General features: G+C 58.6%; 11 protein-coding genes. 4 read left to right on the top strand and 7 right to left on the bottom strand.

The window, feature by feature from the left end; genetic code table 11:
- Position 1: 1 nt before the first annotated feature.
- The 7 genes from ACV8MC_RS12335 to ACV8MC_RS12305 all read right to left on the bottom strand — a co-directional run bounded on the left by ACV8MC_RS12335 (position 2) and on the right by ACV8MC_RS12305 (position 7,938).
- A complete protein-coding gene (locus tag ACV8MC_RS12335) occupies positions 2 to 1,420 on the bottom strand; it encodes a glycosyltransferase family 39 protein (RefSeq protein ID WP_457265406.1) in 1,419 nt (472 codons plus the stop codon).
- Between the two features lie 21 nt (positions 1,421 to 1,441).
- Positions 1,442 to 2,404: a lysylphosphatidylglycerol synthase transmembrane domain-containing protein gene (locus ACV8MC_RS12330; RefSeq protein ID WP_457265405.1), complete on the bottom strand. Its 963-nt coding sequence runs from the start codon at positions 2,402 to 2,404 to the stop codon at positions 1,442 to 1,444.
- On the bottom strand, positions 2,401 to 3,141 hold the full coding sequence (locus ACV8MC_RS12325; protein WP_041479891.1) for an SDR family oxidoreductase: 741 nt from the start codon (positions 3,139 to 3,141) through the stop codon (positions 2,401 to 2,403). The genes ACV8MC_RS12330 and ACV8MC_RS12325 overlap by 4 nt, the downstream gene beginning before the upstream one ends.
- Entirely contained in the window at positions 3,138 to 4,454 is a 1,317-nt protein-coding gene (locus tag ACV8MC_RS12320; RefSeq protein WP_423520687.1) for an FAD-binding protein, read from the bottom strand. Before ACV8MC_RS12320 ends, ACV8MC_RS12325 begins: the two co-directional genes overlap by 4 nt.
- Positions 4,451 to 5,890: a UbiA family prenyltransferase gene (locus ACV8MC_RS12315; RefSeq protein WP_056790362.1), complete on the bottom strand. Its 1,440-nt coding sequence runs from the start codon at positions 5,888 to 5,890 to the stop codon at positions 4,451 to 4,453. Before ACV8MC_RS12315 ends, ACV8MC_RS12320 begins: the two co-directional genes overlap by 4 nt.
- Positions 5,891 to 5,916: 26 nt before the next feature.
- Positions 5,917 to 6,279, bottom strand: a complete 363-nt coding sequence (locus ACV8MC_RS12310) for a GtrA family protein (RefSeq protein ID WP_095181734.1) — start codon at positions 6,277 to 6,279, stop codon at positions 5,917 to 5,919.
- Positions 6,280 to 6,516: 237 nt separating this feature from the next.
- The gene (locus ACV8MC_RS12305) at positions 6,517 to 7,938 is read right to left on the bottom strand and encodes an amino acid permease (RefSeq protein ID WP_056790085.1); all 1,422 of its coding nucleotides are present in this window, start codon (positions 7,936 to 7,938) and stop codon (positions 6,517 to 6,519) included.
- Between the two features lie 474 nt (positions 7,939 to 8,412).
- On the opposite strand from ACV8MC_RS12305, the gene ACV8MC_RS12300 reads away from it, so the two are divergent.
- The 4 genes from ACV8MC_RS12300 (at position 8,413) to ACV8MC_RS12285 (ending at position 17,880) form a co-directional block, all read left to right on the top strand.
- Positions 8,413 to 8,871 carry an REP-associated tyrosine transposase gene (locus tag ACV8MC_RS12300; RefSeq protein WP_252876841.1) on the top strand — a complete coding sequence of 153 codons (459 nt, stop codon included), beginning with the start codon at positions 8,413 to 8,415 and terminating at the stop codon, positions 8,869 to 8,871.
- Positions 8,872 to 9,582: 711 nt separating this feature from the next.
- Positions 9,583 to 12,702, top strand: a complete 3,120-nt coding sequence (locus tag ACV8MC_RS12295) for a transglycosylase domain-containing protein (protein ID WP_457265401.1) — start codon at positions 9,583 to 9,585, stop codon at positions 12,700 to 12,702.
- A gap of 186 nt (positions 12,703 to 12,888) precedes the next feature.
- The gene (locus ACV8MC_RS12290) at positions 12,889 to 14,076 is read left to right on the top strand and encodes a dermonecrotic toxin domain-containing protein (protein ID WP_457265399.1); all 1,188 of its coding nucleotides are present in this window, start codon (positions 12,889 to 12,891) and stop codon (positions 14,074 to 14,076) included.
- 198 nt (positions 14,077 to 14,274) lie between these two features.
- The gene (locus ACV8MC_RS12285; RefSeq protein ID WP_457265397.1) at positions 14,275 to 17,880 is read left to right on the top strand and encodes an NEL-type E3 ubiquitin ligase domain-containing protein; all 3,606 of its coding nucleotides are present in this window, start codon (positions 14,275 to 14,277) and stop codon (positions 17,878 to 17,880) included.
- The last annotated feature ends 50 nt before the right edge of the window (positions 17,881 to 17,930 follow it).

The following is a 17,930-nucleotide window of genomic DNA, read 5'->3' as shown; positions in this document are numbered from 1 at the left end:
ATCATGGTTCAAATGTACGGATCTTGAATAATCGCACATGACCTATTTCTTCCTTATCGATAATTTTTGCTTCGTACCTTTCTAGATTTTTGATTCCCTGAGCAAAACCAGGACCATAGTTCGTCTCCAGAACATAAAATTCTTTCGGGTGACTGGGCAACGACAAATCAGTTTTCAGCTTCTCTAAATTACTAACAAGCAGCGGAGATCCCAGCAACTTGAAATAGACACCAAACTGAATCGCATCAAGCGAATAGATTGGCAACACGTTTGACTTATTCATTACAGAGATGACGATATCTCTCATGTGCGTCTCGCGTGAGTACGGATTTTCAGGATCCCTCAGATAACTGATATCCCTGAATAAAGGCGTAGCAGAAAATGTCATCAATACCACCAGCATTAACACTTTTACTGGCACATCTCTTATATTGCCAACTGCGTACGCAGCCACCAGCAATACGGCGGGCAGAAGAAAAATAAAATTGCGTTGAGTTGTCACCGGGCGTAAGTAAACAGAACAGACATAGGGCACCACAATTCCTACTACCCCCCAGAACACAATCAGCCTGCAAGCAATTGCGCTTTCAGGATTTTGAGCCATCGACGCCAGCCCTGAAATTAAAATTACAGCGAGCAAAGCGGCCAGAAACGTATCTCCGAAATACAACAGGAAAACCTTGAAGAAAAAAACAGTTTCGGGTGGTTGAATCCAGAAATCCCGTAAAAAGCTACTCTCAGCGTACGATAAACCAGGAATTACGGTTAATGCGGCAAAAAATCCGGCGCAAATGAACCTGTATATAACTTGGCTGTGGACCTCGCTGCGCAAGATCATGTGAAGCAACACAAGCACTTGAGCAAAGACCGGCAGATAACCGAAGTAATGAGTATTTATCAGCGCGGCGGAAGTCAGCCAATAGCAAAAAAAATCCTGCCCTCTGCCTCGACTTAAGCAGCGCAAGAAGATCACAAAAGACAAAACGGTAAGCAACGACAGAAGCGCATAAGAGCGAGTCTCTTGCGAATACTGAACCAAGAAACTATTGACCGCTGCCAACCACGCAACGATGAGCCCTACTTGTTCATCAAACAATTTGCGCCCGAGGAGGAATACAGAGGGAATCAACAGCACGCCGATTACCGCAGAGAGATACCGCCCTGTGTGTTCGCCAAACCCGACAGCCTGATAATAAGTCCACAGTAAAATCTGATAAAAGGGAGGATGAACGTCACTCAATGTAGTTCGATACACGTCAAAGAATCCATTTTGCGGATCGCTTACCGATACACTGAAGGCCTCATCCAGCCACAGGCCAGTAGCATCGATGTTGCGCAACCTTACATACAGGCCAAATCCAATTGCGCCAATCAGACACAGGTACATTGCCAATTTGTACTTTCGCGACGCAGTGTCCATTGTCATCTCCTCAGTAGTTACTCAGCCATGATCAAAACCGGCTACCGACCTCTTCCATAAAAGTGCAAGCATTCCCACCCCGACCGCCAACCACAACGTTACCAGCCGTAACAAAACCGTCGCCGCGATCGCATCTGCCAACCCGACTCCGCCTGAAACCAGCAGCGCTAGCATCGCTGCTTCGGCACTGCCCAAACCGCCCGGCATGAAACTCAGAGCCCCCGCCAACATGGCCACCGCATAAATAAAGATCGCTAACGTCAGGCTCACGTCCGCGCCCATCGCCTGCAAAATCCAGTAAAACGCCAATGCTTCAAGCCCCCAGGCCAGCAGGCTCAATAGCGTTGCGCCCATGACGCGACGAGGGGAGTGACAGCGGCGCGACTGACGCAATACCTGAACGGCATGCCCCAGCAACCGCGAGAATCTGTCGTGCCGTTGCTCAGTGCGACGATCAATCGCGCTGACAAGGCTTGGCGAAAACATCATCGATGTACCGCATACCAAGAGGACGAAACTGGCAATGATCATCGACAACCATTCCGGATGCGCGCTCAAGCCGAACAATGCCAGGCCCACCATCGCCAGCAGGTCCGCAAGCCGCTCACTGAACAGCGCGGCAAAGCTCTGTGCGTAAGGCACCTCCAAACGTTTGAGCAAAACACCGCGCAACGCCTCCCCGGCCTTGCCGGGAGTCGTCGTCAGGGCGAATCCGGCCAGGTAGATGTTCAAGCTCGGCCGCCAAGGCAACCGGTGACCCAAGGCAGACAGATAACCCTGCCAACGCAAAAAACGCAGACCGTATCCAAGCAAAACCACGCAGACGATTTGCCCGCACTGCCACCAACCCACTCGACTGACCGCCGCGCTCACCGCCGACCACCCACCCCACAGGGAAACAGCGAGATAAGCGAGGGCGGAGCAAATCACCGAGCCAATCAAAACGCGGTAACGCCACCCGGATAACCTCAGTGTCTGATTCACAGGTTCAGCCTCTTGAACAGCGGCTGCGGCATCACCCGAATCAGCCACATGATCACCGCCCAAAAGCCGGGTACATACAGCACCGCCACCTGTCGATTGATCCCTCTGACTATTCGCCGGGCAACCGTATCCGGTTGCGCTACAAGCACGGAGGGCAGCGCCAACCCTCGCGTCATGGGCGTGTCGACTAACCCAGGCTTTATCGTGATCACATGCACACCCGCTTTGAACAAGCGTACCCGCAAGCCTTCGCAGAACGTGGAAACGGCCGCCTTTGCCGCGCCGTACAGGTAATTGGAAGGTCGTCCTCGATCCCCGGCAACCGAGGAAATGACCGCCAGCGTGCCGTGCTGCTGGACAACCATGCGATTTGCCAACAGCGTCAACAGCGCGATCATTGAACTGCCGTTATTGGCGAACTGCTCCATGGCCTGTTCAACGTGTTGTTCGCACGCGTACTGATCTGGCAGCGAGCCATAGGCAATCAGACAGATATCCACCGTCTGCAACGTCGCCAGGCATTTCTCGTACATGACCGGATGTGCCGCGATATCACTGGCGTCCATGACGTACGTGGTCACGGCTCTGGCACCTCGAACCTGAAGATCGACGCTGGTTTGCTGGAGTTTTTGCGCATCCCTGCCGACCAGGAACAATTCGCTGCGATCAGCCGCCCACAATCGTGCGCAAGCGCAGGCAATCGCCGAGGTGGCGCCCACAATCAGTATTTTTTTCATCGAGTGACTCGCTGCCAGAAACGGGACATCAGGGTCGGATCGCGCATCGCTTCCAACTGCTCCCAGGCGGGATAGGCCTGGCGAAAATCGCTGCCGCTCATGTGAGCGTCCTTGGCCGGATACAAGCGCCCCCCGGCTTCACGGACGATGGCATCGAGACGCGACAGAAGTTTTCTCGTCAGTTCATTGTTCTGTGGAAAGTCCAGCGCCAATGAAGTACCGGGCATAGGAAAGGAAAGCCATCCCGGCGAAGGAATGTCGCCACAACGCTTGAGCACCGCGAGGAAGGAGCCACTGCCGCTACGCGCAATCGACTTGAGTAATTCGGCCAGTGCCACGGCTGCAACCGAGGCCGGCAATACGCACTGAAATTGCTGGAAACCTCTGCGTCCGTAGATGCGATTCCAGTTTTCGATACGGTCCAACGGATAGAAGAACGAGCTGTAGGCAACCTTTTGATGTTGTCCGTTCGTTGGCTGCCGTTTCCAGTAGTGATCGTTGAACAGTTTCAAGGTGAGCGAATTGATCAGCGATACCGGAGGGCGGATCGGGACAGACAGAGAACGTGGTGCAGCGACCTCAAGGGGCCCCGCCTCGCAATGATCCCCAGCCGTGAAGCATCCGCGCCCTAGCGCATTGCCCTTGGCCAAGCAATCGATCCACGCGACGCTGTATTCATGCCGCGCATCCATGTCGACCGACAGGGCAAAAAAGTCATCCAGACAGTCAAAACGCACCCGTGTGCTGTCGATCAGGCTGGACTGGATTTTGCGCAGACGAATGCGCACCCAGGTAATCACGCCCGTCAGGCCGAGCCCGCCGATGGTGGCGGCAAACCACTGTGGGTTTAGCGTCGCCGAGCACACCATCGGCGATTGCATGGAACGGTGCAGCCCGAAACACACCAGCGAATGGGCAAACGTGCCGCAGCGATGGTGATTTTTCCCGTGGACGTCATTGGCCACCGCCCCACCCAGCGTTACATGCCGCGTACCGGGTGTGACGGGCAAAAACCAGCCACGGGGAATGGCGAGTTGTAAAATCTCGCCCAGTGTCACGCCGGCTTCAGCGCAGATCTCACCCTTTTCCCAGTCGCCTTCAATGAAGCGCTTCAGGGGACGTAATTGCAGCACGTGATCGCTTGCGGCCATGCAGCTATCGCCATAGCTGCGGCCATTGCCAAACGGCAAAGTTGTCCCGTGTGATTCGATCAACTGCTGCCACTGCGGTCCGATATCCGCTTGCCAGTGACAGGGACGACCGCTCTGCGGGGCATGGGGATAGTTTCCCCAGGAAGCCAGCGAGGCCGTCATGCCGCCACCCAGAAAATCAGACAGAACACTGTTCCCATCACCAGACTCAAGCGATCACGCAGTGCGAAAACCACCGGATCCTCATTCATGCGGCCGCGATGCGTCAGCAGCCAGATACGAGTGATCCAGAACAGCATCAATGGGCAGGCAAACCAGAGCCATCGGGGATATGCATACAACTCGGTAGTTGCGCTGTCATGGATGTAAAGCGCCAGCACCAGGACAGCGAGATAACCGGATGCGGCCCCCAAAGAGGAGAGCATTGCCAGGTCCGCAGGAAAGTAGTCGCGGCCGCCGGTCTTACCGGTGATGCCGCCGTGCAGCGCCAGCAACAGCTCGGCATAGCGCTTGACCAGCGCGAGGCTCAAAAACATGAACATGGAAAAAGCCAGCATCCACCCCGTCAGGTCGAGCCCGAAAGCGGCGCCACCGGCAATGATGCGCAAGGTGTAAAGCAGCGCCAAAGCGATGACATCCAGCGCCATCAACCTCTTGAGCACCAGCGAATACACCAGCGTCAGGCCGTAATAGCAGGCCAGCACGGCAATGAATGGGTGAGGCAGCCACAACCACGCGCCGATGAACGACACTGACAACAGCAGGGGGAAAATCAGCAGACCGGACTGGATGGATAACGAACCATTGGCGAAGGGTCGATTGCGTTTGCTCGGGTGCCTGCGATCATCGTTCAGGTCGAGCAAGTCGTTCAGAAGATAGACGCTGGATGCACACAAGCCGAAAAGCATGAAGGCCAGCAAGCCGCGCCCCAATAGCAGCGGGTTGGCCACTTGATGCGCTGCAAGCAGGGGAACGAAAATCAGCACATTCTTCATCCATTGATGAATGCGCAAGGCTTTGTACAAACTTCTGAAATACGTAACGCGAGAGTGAACCACCTGGGCTACGTTATCCAGATGCCGGGCGGCACGTTGGACGCCCGCTAGCGGATTGACGATATAAGCTTGCCTGGCCGACCGCCAGATCGGCAGATCGTCCAGCGAATTGCCGATGTAATCGAAACTTTTCTCCCCATATAACGCCACCAGCGCATCACGTTTGTTCGTTCCCGAAAGGTTCTGCTCGAGGGTTGAACCCAGAACGTCATCAAACACCTGCAGATGCTCGGCGATCCGCACTGCCAATGTGTAATGACTGGCTGTGGCGAGAACAATTTTCCGACCGGCGTTGCGCTGTTCCTCGATCATCCGGAGTACGTCGGGATCATAGGGCAAAGTCGCGAGATCGACGTCCGATGTCATTGCCAGTCGATCTTTCAGATACGCCTTGCCGTGCCAGAGCCAGGGAAAGAGTTTCAGGCAGTGCAATGGTTTGCTGCGGACAAAGGACATCACGCATTCGAACAGCAGATCAGATTTGACGAGGGTACCGTCCAGATCAACTACGAAGGGCATTGAAGCAGCGCAGGACGCTGACATCGGCAGTACGTCAGGCGGAGAGACGTTCATGCCCGTCGCCCTGGAAAAAGGACAAAGCGGAAAACGCAGTACCCTAAAACAATATTCACCAGCGAAAACGAAGCGACCGTCACAAGCCCCGACAAGCGCCAGACGTCCCCGATGACACCCACGCCAAAACTGACGCCGCCCATCAGGCCGATGAACATCAGATAGGGAAATACCGGCGTTTCCCTTTCAAAGATATAAAGCATGTTCAGATAGAAAGAGAGCGCAGCAGCTACGCAGAACGCCGCAAAGTTGCTGGCCGCCTGACTCAGGGCGGCCGCCTGACAGAGCACGAAAAATATTTGCCAATGGATGAGCGCATCGGCCACTCCGATGGCGGTGGTTGCAGAGAATCCTTTCATGGTGAGGGCCAGCCGCTGCCAGAGGACGGACCTCCAAACTAGGCCAGAGCTTGAAGACGGTCTACTGTCAGAAATTACAGGTCGAGGGCTTTATCCGACCAGCGGTCATCTTGTCGTACTCACGTGTCAATAGCTCTTCCCGTGCGATTTTAAGGCGTTGACCGTTAATCGCCTTGCCCATAAAACCCAAAAGCCCCGATCTCTCGATCAGGGCTTCGTTGTTTACGCACTTAAGGTTCAAGAAACCGAACGCACCGAACCTTGCGTCACTTGCGTCGGCTGCAACTTGAACACGTAAAACAACACCGTCAGCAGCACAAGAAACGCCGGTCCCACATACAGCGCCACGCGGGTATCCGGGAAGTACGCCATCAGGCCGACCACCAGTACCAGGAACGCCAGCGCGAAGTACGAGCTGACCGGGTACAGCCACATCTTGTACTTGAGCCCGGCACGTTCGCTGGCGCTCAGGCCTTTGCGGAATTTCAGCTGGGCGAGGAGGATCATCACCCAGGTCCAGATCGCACCGAAGGTGGCGATCGAGGTGACCCAGACGAAGACTTTTTCCGGTACCAGATAGTTGAGCATTACGCCCAGCAGCAACACCGCGATCGACAGCAGCAGTGCCCGGCGTGGCACACCGTTGTTCGAGGTCTTGGCGAAGCCCGCCGGGGCCTGACCGTTCTGCGCCAGGCTGTAGAGCATGCGCCCGGTGCTGAAGATGCCGCCGTTGCATGACGACAGCGCCGCAGTAATCACCACGAAATTGATGATGCCGGCGGCGGTCTTGATGCCCAGACGCTCGAAGGTCATCACGAACGGGCTGCCCTGGGTGCCGATTTCATTCCACGGGTAGATCGACAGGATGACGAACAGCGCGCCGACGTAGAACAGCAGGATCCGCCAGAACACCGAGCCGATTGCGTCAGGAATGGTCTTCTGTGGGTTCTTCGCCTCACCGGCAGTCAGGCCGATCATCTCGACGCCGAGATAGGCGAACATGACCATCTGCAGCGACATCAGCACACCGGTCACACCGTTGGGCATGAAACCGCCATGCGCCCACAGGTTGGAAATGCCCAACGCCACGCCATCGTTACCGAAACCGAAGGCGATGATGCCGACGCCGCCAATGACCATGGCGATGATGGTGACGATCTTGATCAGGGCGAACCAGAATTCGAATTCGCCGAAGGCTTTGACTGCGATCAGGTTGATCGAACCCATGCTGACCAGCGCTGCCAAGGCCCAGATCCAGCGCGGCACATCGGGGAACCAGATGCCCATGTACACGGCCACGGCGGTGATTTCCGCGACGCAGGTCACCAGCCACAGAAACCAGTAGTTCCAGCCGGTGAGAAAGCCGGCCAGCGGACCGAGATAATCCTGCGCGTAGCGGCTGAACGAACCGGCCACCGGGTTATGCACGGCCATTTCACCGAGGGCGCGCATGATCACCAGGATCGCCAGACCGCCAAGGATGTAAGAGAGCATGATCGCCGGCCCGGCCATCTGGATGGCTTTGGCCGAACCGAGAAACAGACCGACGCCGATACAGGCACCGAGCGCCATCAGGCGGATATGCCGTTCGCCGAGTTCACGTTTGAGCGGACCGCCCGAAGCGGTGTCGCCGTGCGGCAGAGGATTGCCAACTGGCATAGGGGTACAACCTCGTCTTGTTATTGGATATGACCACCGGGTTTCGAAGCATCGGCCGATAGGCCTTGGCTGGGCAGGAAACCGCGTCGGCTTCGTGGGCAGACGCGTCTTGCAGGGCAGGCCTGAAAGATCAGCGGGGCGTGCAGTATAAAAAGCTCAGGGCAGGATTTTTCACTCTAAAAGTCACAACATTCAGCGACAACTCTCGGCAATAGTGGGTTCTGCGGAGAGGCATTAACTGCATTACGTAGGAAAAGTCGCCACTGAAAAAGCCGCGAAGTATTGCACAGACATGGTGCAGCGTCATGTTCCAGCCCCGGTGCATTTGATTCACCGCGCGATGTCTCCCCTCGCGCTTGATCACGGATAAATCGCCCGGCGGATTCAGAAATTTCGCTCAACAGTTGCAGCGCCGACCGGGGCGGCCAACCACTAACCTTTGAAAAAGCCAGGAGCACATGCAAGGAAGCTCACATGCCAGTCCGCCCCAATTCCCACCGCCTGCGCCAAGGTCGTTTCTCGGAAAACGGTCGTGCCTACTTCATCACCTCTGTCATCCACGAACGCCAGCCTGTATTTGCAGATTGGCAGACAGGCCGATTACTGGTTGCAGAACTGCGCCGGGCTCATGAGCAAGGAGTCGCGCAATCCATCGCCTGGGTTGTCATGCCTGACCACTTTCATTGGCTGATGCAATTGCAACGCGGCTCCCTTGGTGAAGTCATTGGCGGTGTAAAGGCTCGCTGTACGCATGCGGTTAACAGAAAAACCGGACGTCACGGACCGCTGTGGCAAACCGGCTACCATGACCGAGCGATCCGTGACGGCGAGGACCTGGAGCCCATCGCCCGCTATATCATCAATAATCCCTTGCGAGCCGGGCTGGTCGATAGCCTCGGTGATTACCCGCTTTGGGATACCTGCTGGCTCTGAGCGCAACAGCTCTCTGGAATAAGTGCATCTATTGTGGCGAGGGGATTTATCCCCGCTCGGCTGCGTAGCAGGCGCAACTTGCTCACATGCGGTGGGCCTGTAGAAACTGTGGTGGCAGGTTTTGGGGCTGCTTTGCAGCCCAGCAGGGATGAATCCCCTCGCCACAGGGAGTCCCTGCAAGACTGATAAATCTGTCCATCGCTCGCACAGACACATCATGGGGATGTGAACAGCATCCTTGTGGCGAGGGGATTTATCCCCGCTCGGCTGCGCAGCAGTCGCAACTTGCTCACATGCGGTGCGCCTGTAGAAACCGTGCTGGCAGGTTTTGGGGCTGCTTTGCAGCCCAGCGGGGATAAATCCCCTCGCCACAGGGAGTCCCCGCATGACTGATAAATCGGCTAGCCGCCTGAATCCCTCACACTGACGACATCCCGGCATGTGAACAGCCTTTTTGTGGCGAGGGGATTTATCCCCGCTCGGCTGCGCAGCAGGCGCAACTTGCTCACATGCGGTGTGCCTGTAGAAACCGTGATGGCAGGTTTTGGGGCTGCTTTGCAGCCCAGCGGGGATAAATCCCCTCGCCACAGTGTGTGTTCCAGTTATTCAGACAAGCCGTCTCCTCCGCTCTGCACATTTTCTTCACCGGCTCCAACCACCGTCTAAGCTTCAGACAAGTCCGATCAATCTGCGTGAATGGATCAGTCGACTATGGGCGCTTTGTGGCAAACCGATTCGAGTAAAACCGTGGTTCAGACTGAACGTGTGAATGAAGCGCCTGTCCCTGAAAAACCCCGTCGTCAGCGGCACGGGTGGAAGGCTTTCTGGTTGCTGTTTCTGATCATTGCGGTGGTGGTGGGACTCGCCGCGTCCAAGGAAATGCGCACTTCGCGCTTTCAGGCGCGGGAGCTGAGCCAGTACGCCGCTTCGCTGACCTACAAACTGGAACCCGGTCCCAGCGAAGCGATTCGTTATCCGGGCAACGGCCCTTTCGATCTGCGCCTGGGTTACAGCTCTCTGGACGAATTCCTGCCACGCCTGCTCAAGCGCAATTACGTGATCACCGAGCAGACGCGCTTCTCCCCCGCCCTGCTCGGTTACACCGACAAAGGCCTGTTCGTGCCGTATTCGGAAAAGATCCAGGCCGGGTTGTCGATCACCGACTGCCGAGGCGCGCCGCTGTATCGATACAACTATCCGCAGCAACTGTATGCCGACTTCGCGGCGATTCCGCCGGTGGTGGTCAGCAGCCTGCTGTTCATCGAAAACCGCTTTCTCCTCGACCCGAAACAGCCGCTGGCCAACCCGGCGGTGGACTGGCCGCGCTTCGGCATGGCCGCGTGGTCGCAAGTGGCGAAGTTGCTGCACCTGCCCGGGCAATCGGCCGGCGGCAGCACCCTGGCAACGCAACTGGAGAAGTATCGCCACTCACCCGACGGCCTCACCGTGTCGGGCGCGGAGAAGATCCGCCAGATGATTTCCGCCAGCGTGCGCGCCTATCAGGATGGCCCGCAGACTCTCGGTTCGCGGCAGAACATCGTGCGCGACTACCTCAACAGCGTGCCGCTCTCGGCGGTGCCCGGCCACGGTGAAGTGCACGGCATGGCCGAAGGTTTGCGGGTCTGGTACGGCAGTGATTTCAACAAGGCCAACGAGCAACTGAACAGCCCGAAGACCGACCCGCAGACCATGGCCGCCAAAGGCCTGGCCTTGCGTGAAATGCTCTCGCTGATGATCGCCCAGCGCCGCCCTTCGCATTACCTGACCAAGGGTCGCGACGAATTGGCCAGCCTCACCGACAGCCACCTGCGCCTGCTCAAGCAGAACGGAGTGATCGACACCGCCCTCGCTGACGCTGCGCTGGCGAGCACCGTGTCGTATCGCGACTGGCAGACCCAGCCAACGATGCAGCCGATTGAAACCAACAAGGGCATCAGTGTTGCCCGCAGCCGCTTGGCGAGCATGCTCAATCGCCCGCTGTACGACCTCGATCGCCTCGACCTGTCGGCCACCAGCACCCTGCAGGGCGATCTGCAAACGCAGGCCACGGCTTATCTGAAAAAACTTGCCGACCCGGCCTACGCAGCAGAAATCGGTCTGCTCGGCGAACGCTTGCTGACGCCGACCAGCACCACGCAAGTACGCTACAGCTTCACCCTGTTCGAACTGACCCCGGACGGCTCGCGGGTGCGCGTGCAGACCGACAGCACCGATCAGCCGTTCGACATCAACGAAGGCAGCAAGCTTGAACTCGGCTCGACGGCGAAAATGCGTGTGCTGACCACGTACCTGCAAATCGTCGCCGAGCTGCACGACAAATACGGCGCGATGGGCGTGGCAGAATTGAAAAAAGTCGAAGTGCCCGATCAGGACCGCCTCAGCCGCTGGGTCATCGACTACCTGATCCAGAACAAGGATCACGACCTGTCGAAGCTGCTCGGCGCCGCGCTGGATCGCAAATACTCGGCCAGCCCCGGCGAGGCGTTTTTTACCGGCGGTGGGCTGCACAGATTCAACAACTTCCGCAAAGAGGACAACGGTCGCCTGCCGACCCTGCGCGATTCGCTGCGCGAGTCGATCAACCTGCCGTTCATTCGCCTGATGCGCGACATCGTCCGCTACACCACCTACTCAGGCCCCAACGGCGAATTGCTCAAGGATGATCGCGATCCGCGCCGTCAGGAATACCTGGCCAGTTTCGCCGACCGCGAAGGCACCTCGTTCCTGCTCAAATTCTGGAAAAAGTACAAGAACAAGGACACCCAGGCGCGCCTGGAAACCTTCCTCGACAGCATCCGCCCGACGCCGATCCGCATGGCGGCGGTGCATCGCTATCTGCTGCCGGAGGCCAGTCAGGAAGACTTCAACCGTTTCGTGCGCTCGCACCTCAAGGGCTCCAAGCTCAACGAAAAACTCACCGACGACCGTCTGATCCGCCTCTACGATTCCTATGGCCCCGGCAGTTACGATTTGCCTGACCAAGGCTTCATCGCCAAGGTGCATCCGCTGGACCTGTGGATGATGGGTTATCTGTTGCATCACCCGGAAGCGACCTTCAGCGAGATCGTCAAGGCCAGCCATTTCGAGCGCCAGGAAGTCTACAGCTGGCTGTTCAAGAGCCGGCACAAGGGTGCGCGCGACAGTCGTATTCGCACCATGCTCGAGATCGAAGCGTTCCTCGACATTCATCAGCGCTGGCAGAAAGTCGGCTACCCGTTCGATCACCTGGTGCCGTCACTGGCCACGGCCATTGGCAGTTCCGGCGACCGTCCCGCCGCGCTCGCCGAGCTGATCGGCACCATTCTCAATGACGGCGTGCGCATGCCGACGCTGCGCATCGACAGCCTGCACTTCGCCGCCGATACGCCGTATGAAACCAGGCTGATCAACGACCCGCACGTGGGCAAACGCGTGATGCCGGTGGAAGTGGCCCGAGCCATGCGCGAGGCGCTGTCGCAAGTGGTCGACGCCGGTACCGCCAAACGGCTGTCCGGCAGTTTCAAACTGCCCGACGGCACACCGCTGGCCATGGGCGGCAAGACCGGCACCGGCGACAACCGCATTGCGGCGATCGGGTCTGGCGGGCGGATCATCAGTTCGAAGTCGATCAACCGCACGGCGACCTTTGTGTTCTACATCGGCGACCACCATTTCGGCACCCTCACCGCGTTCGTCCCGGGGCGCTCGGCGGAGAACTTCAAGTTCACCTCGGCTCTGCCCACGCAGGTACTCAAAGGCATGGCGCCGATTCTCACGCCGTATCTGCAACCGGGCAGCGACTCACAGTGCCAACCGCCACAGGCGCCCGTGGTGGCATCGGCGCTGCACTGACCGAACATGGCCTGCACGTCGCGCCGAAGGCCATCGGCGCAAATGGTGGTATTCGTGCATTGTTCCGATTCGAATTCTTGTCGCATCGCTGAGGCGATCACACGTTTGGCTCCCGATCTTTGAACTTTTGTTTTGCCCTGCCGCCGGTACGCTGATCATTCCTCAAACAATCAAGGATGATTGGCCATGTCTGACTCCCCTCAGCCTGCCGAAGCCGCCGACAAAGGCCGGCATTACGCGTTCATCGAATCGGCTGTCAGCGCGCCGTTCAAAACTGCAACGCTCAGCCGCAGCCTGGCACTCGCCGCCACGCCACTGAAGCGCGAACCCTGGTACAGCGCACCCGGTACGTTTGCCAGCCGACTCGCCGCCGCCAATCTCAAGGCCTGGGACTCGCAGAACAAGGTCGATCATCTGCTGGCCAGGACCGACCTGTACGCCTTCGCCGAGCCGCTGCTCAAAGCAAGGATCAAGCAATGCCATGGCATCGAGCCGGACGTCAGGAAGACCTGGCTGCGCCTGTATATCCCCGCCAGCAGTCCCTGGTATGCAATCGACGTGGTCGACGGTTCGACGACCCGTACGGTCTCACTGCTCGATGCCGCTCTGCACAACTTTGCCGCCAACGAGACGGTCGGTGCAGGCTCGGACTACATCAGTCAGCCTGATGCGCGCGGCCACTTCGACGTCTTGCCGCTCAAAAACCAGATGCCCATCAGTCAGTTCCAGACACTGTGTCGCGACCTCGACCTGGGCGGGCAATATGCCAGGCACTTGCAGGGCTACTTGCTGCCCGGCGAAGTGCTGGCCGAGAGCCTTCTGCAATACAAGATCGGCACCAGCCTCAAAGACGCCCTCGCCGTCGCGGCGCACATCGCCTTGCTCAAGGCAGAGATCCAGTACGACACCTTCAGGATGGTGCTCAGCTTCAGTACAGAGGAAAACCCGCGCTTGCGTCTCAACAACCGTTCGATTCGCTGCAATGACCTGTCCATGCTCGGTACCCGCCTGACCGGCATTCTGTTGCTGATGCATGGCCACCCCGACAGTCGTGGGGTTCGACGCCTGATCGTCTACGTGCCGCACGATCCGGATCATCCACTCAAGGAGTACGAGTCGCTGGCTGCGTTTCGTGACGAACTGACCCGCCAGTTGCGCGAGGACCGCCTGAGCGCCTCGACCGGGCATACGTACCGGCAATTCTTCAGCCAGTTTGTCGATCAGCAGCAACGTGGGCATTTTTTTGCCGAACTCGAACAGCGGTTGTTCGTCGTCCGCCATCACGAACGCGAGCAGAGCACCGACCAGCGCCCGGTGTGGCGCAAGGACCCGGTGGAAAAGCCCAGGTTGCAGTTCACGCGCTTGCCGTTGTAGGGCGATTACTGGCGGCACGTCTATCAGCAGAAACTCAACAAGGTCATCAATGATGCGCGGCAAATCGCTGTCTCGACCGCCGATGCCGATAGCAACGCACGCTGGGCATGGTGGGACAACTTCAAGCGGATCGTCTCGGACATCTTCAACGTCGCCCTGCTGATTGCCACGCCCTTTGTGCCTGGTCTGGGCGAGGTGATGATGGCCTATACCGCCTATCAACTGACCAGCGATGTAATTGAAGGCATCGTCGATCTGGCCGAAGGCGTCTGGGAGGAAGCTGCCGGACATGTCATCAGTGTGGTGACCGATGTCATTCAACTGGCTGCGTTCGGCGCCGGCGCGCAGATTGGCGAAACGTTGCGGATAAAACTCTCACCGCAGGTCGATGCCATGCAACCGGTCAAATTGCCCGACGGCAAACCAAGCCTGTGGCATCGCGACCTAAGCCCTTATGCACGCGACGAGCTGAGCCTGGCAGCGCAATCGAAGCCCGATCGTCACGGTCTGCATCAACATGCCAGCGCCAGCGTCCTGCCGCTGGAAGGCAAGCTCTATGTGGTGGAAAAAGCCTCCGCCGATGCCACCAGCAAAAACCACCGGATCAAACATCCGAATCGAGAAAATGCCTACCAGCCACGGATCGAACACAACGGTCACGGCGCCTGGCTGCATGAAGCAGAATCGCCAGGCGACTGGCCCGACGCCCGGCTGATGCCTCGCCTGGGTCACAGCGTCGAGCGCTTCACGCCTGTGCAACTGGAGGACATCCGGCGCAGCAGCGGCACCAGCCACGATGAACTGCGTCGCATGCATAGCGACAACAGCCCGCCACCGCCGCTGCTGGCCGACACGGTCAGGCGCGTCAGTGCATACGAGGATGTCATCGAGGCTGTGCAGAACCTGCGTAACGGCAAACCGATCGATGCCGATGCGGTATGGCTGGAGCCGATGCTGACCAGCCTGCCGGGCTGGCCGCCGCGACGCGCGCTGGAGGTTTTCGCGCGTCAGGACCTGACCGGCTACTCGCATAAATACGGCAACGCGCTGGCGTCCGAAGCCGACACGTTGCGCATCAGCCAGGCTGATCTCAACGCCGGACATTTGCCCGAGCGGGTCGCCGGGTTCCTGCGCGACGACGAGTTCAATCATCTGCTCGGCCCGATGGTCACTGCCGAGCAACGGGTCGAGGTCCTGCGCGGTCAACTGGCCGACGCGCTCAATGAGCAGCGCAGCGCCGTCGCCCGCCATCTGTACCAGGCCGGGCAGCGCAACGGCCACGCCGACATTGCCGTGATCAGACAGTCGTTTCCGGATCTGCCATTGCCCTTGGCCGAGACGGTTCTGAGCCAGGCTCGCGTCGCCGAACGGCAACGCATCAGCGACGAACAGCACTTGCCGCTACGCCTGAAGAATCAGGCCCGGGAGCTGGATTTCGAGGCGTCGGCCAGTCGCGCGTACGACGGTTTTTATCGGGACGATCTGATGACCGAACAGACCGAACGCCTGGCGCTCAATACGCTGAAAATCCACACCGACACCTTTGCCGACCTGCGCATCGAAGTGTTCGACGGCAGCCCGCACGGTCCGTTGCGCTGCAGTGTCGGGCCGCAAGACGCCAGCACCGTAAGGCAGCTGCTGAGGCGTGGCAAAGGCCGTTATGAAGTGCGCGACGCCAAGGGTCAGTTGCTGCATGACAGTAGCGACTTCCACGAAGCCATCCTGCGCGCCGTACCGCTCGAAACGCTGGCGAGTACCGGTTATCAGCGCGGTCAGGGCCGCGCCTTGAAACTGTGGATCATGGAACAGTGCGCCCCGCCAGCCGAACGCCGTATTGCTCTGGCGCAACCGCCGATCCGAACGGTCGCCCCCCGCGAGACGGAGATTCTTCTACGCGGCTGGCCCTGGGCGGCAAAAACCCCGGAACAGCGGCTCAGACAGTTGTACCCGAAACTCAACGACAGAGAGGTCGCGGGTTTCCTGGCGGCGCTGGAAAAAAAGGGCAACAGCGAACGCGCCATCGCCGACCTTGAGCGCGAACGCGAAGTGCTCGACAACGCCCTCGACAGCTGGCGCAGCAGTTACACCCCCGTCATTGAAGACAACGGGGAACTGATCGCGCTGCCAACGGATTTCGTCCGCGAGGGCGGCTTGTACATCGAGCAGCAGTTGAGGAAGTGCTTCAAACGCGAGAACGAACGGCCCGGCGCACGCAATCCCCATCCGGAACACGGCTATACGCTGGACCTTTCAGCCGAACTGCCGCTACCGAACCTTGAGTCATGGTGGCGCGACTTGCGACGGCGTCCCGGGATGCAGCAATACTTCGACCGGATTACCGGACTGAACATCACCAACGTTGCGCTTTCAACCACACCGGACAGCCTGCTGGCGAGTTTCCCGAATCTGCGGCAATTGAGCGCCCAACGCTGCGGTTTCAAGGAGGTGCCGGCTGCCCTCGGAAAAATGCATCAGTTGCAGACGCTGGACCTGTCGCACAACAGCATTGAACTGACCTATGACTCAAGCACGCGCCTGAGCAATCTCACCCGCTTGCACAGCCTGAATCTCAATGGCAACAACCTGCGTGTGCCGCCGGATATCGGGCGCATGGAGCAACTGGTCGAACTGAACCTGGTCAATACGCGCATTCGCGATTGGCCGGCAGGATGGCTTGAAGTCGATGGACAGATACGGCAGCGCCCGAAAGGCTTCTACCTGGACATGCGAGACAATCCGCTGGACACCCTGCCCCGGGTCGAACCCGGTAGCGATCAGGCGCGCCTGCTGGCTCGCGCACGGATCAGTGTTGCCAAATTCGACAGTGACCAGTTGCGGCGTCTTGGCGAGTATCGCCAGTCGGTAGGGTTGAGCGTCGTGCCCGGTTATTCATCCGCCGCCGCCGATGAGCTTGATTACTGGAAGTTGATGCCCGCCAATGCGGATCCGTCCCACCCTTCGGCAGCCTTCAGCCGATACCGCGAGCAGTCCTGGCATGACCTGATGGCCGAGCCTGATTCCGCCGGCTTTTTCAGCGTGATCCGCAAGCAACGCGAATCCGCCGATTACGGGACTGACGCGGGGCGGCGGAATTTGACCGCACGGGTCTGGGACATGGTCGATGCGGCGGCGCTCGACGAACATCTGCGCAAAAAGCTCTTCGAGCAGAACGTGTCTGCACAGGACTGCGCTGATCTGGGCCAGCAGCTGTTCAATTCACTGGGGCTCAAAGTCCTGGTATCCAAGGCCTACAACGAAACGGCATCGGCCTCGCAGCTGGAAGACAGACTCGTGCGTCTGGCGCGCAGCGCGGCTCGCCTTGATCGGGTCAGCGATGAGGCCGCCATGGAGGTCAGTCGCCAGCAACAGCAACACCTGATCGATCCGCGCCTGCCGGCGCCGGACGAAATCCAGATTCATCGGGCGTTCGAAGCGGGCCTGGGCGAGCGTCTGGATTTGCCCTGGCAAGCAGAGGGCATGCCTGTGCAGCCTCGGGCCGGGATCACCGAGGAAAAGCTCAACGCTGCCTACCAGAGAATCATCCAGCGCGAACAAGGGGATGGCCTGGTCAACGGCATGATCGATCTCTATACCGATCCTTTCTGGGAGGATTACCTGCGCAATACCTATCCTGACCGTTATCAGGAAAATCTGCGCCTGTTCGAAGAAAAATTCCGTCAGCTCGACAGCCAGGTGTTCAGCAGCGACCGGGAGTACAGGAAGCTGGCCGACAAAATCAGCTACGAGCGCAACGAGCTATCCCGCGCCTTGAGTCGCGAAGCCCTCGACAGGGCCGGACTCTGAAACCATCACACGGCATTCGGCGAGCGTTTCAGGCTGGCCGAATCTGCCGA

It is taken from the genome of Pseudomonas sp. PK-RTE-24 (assembly GCF_054052265.1).
This window is presented reverse-complemented; position numbering and strand designations above follow the sequence as displayed.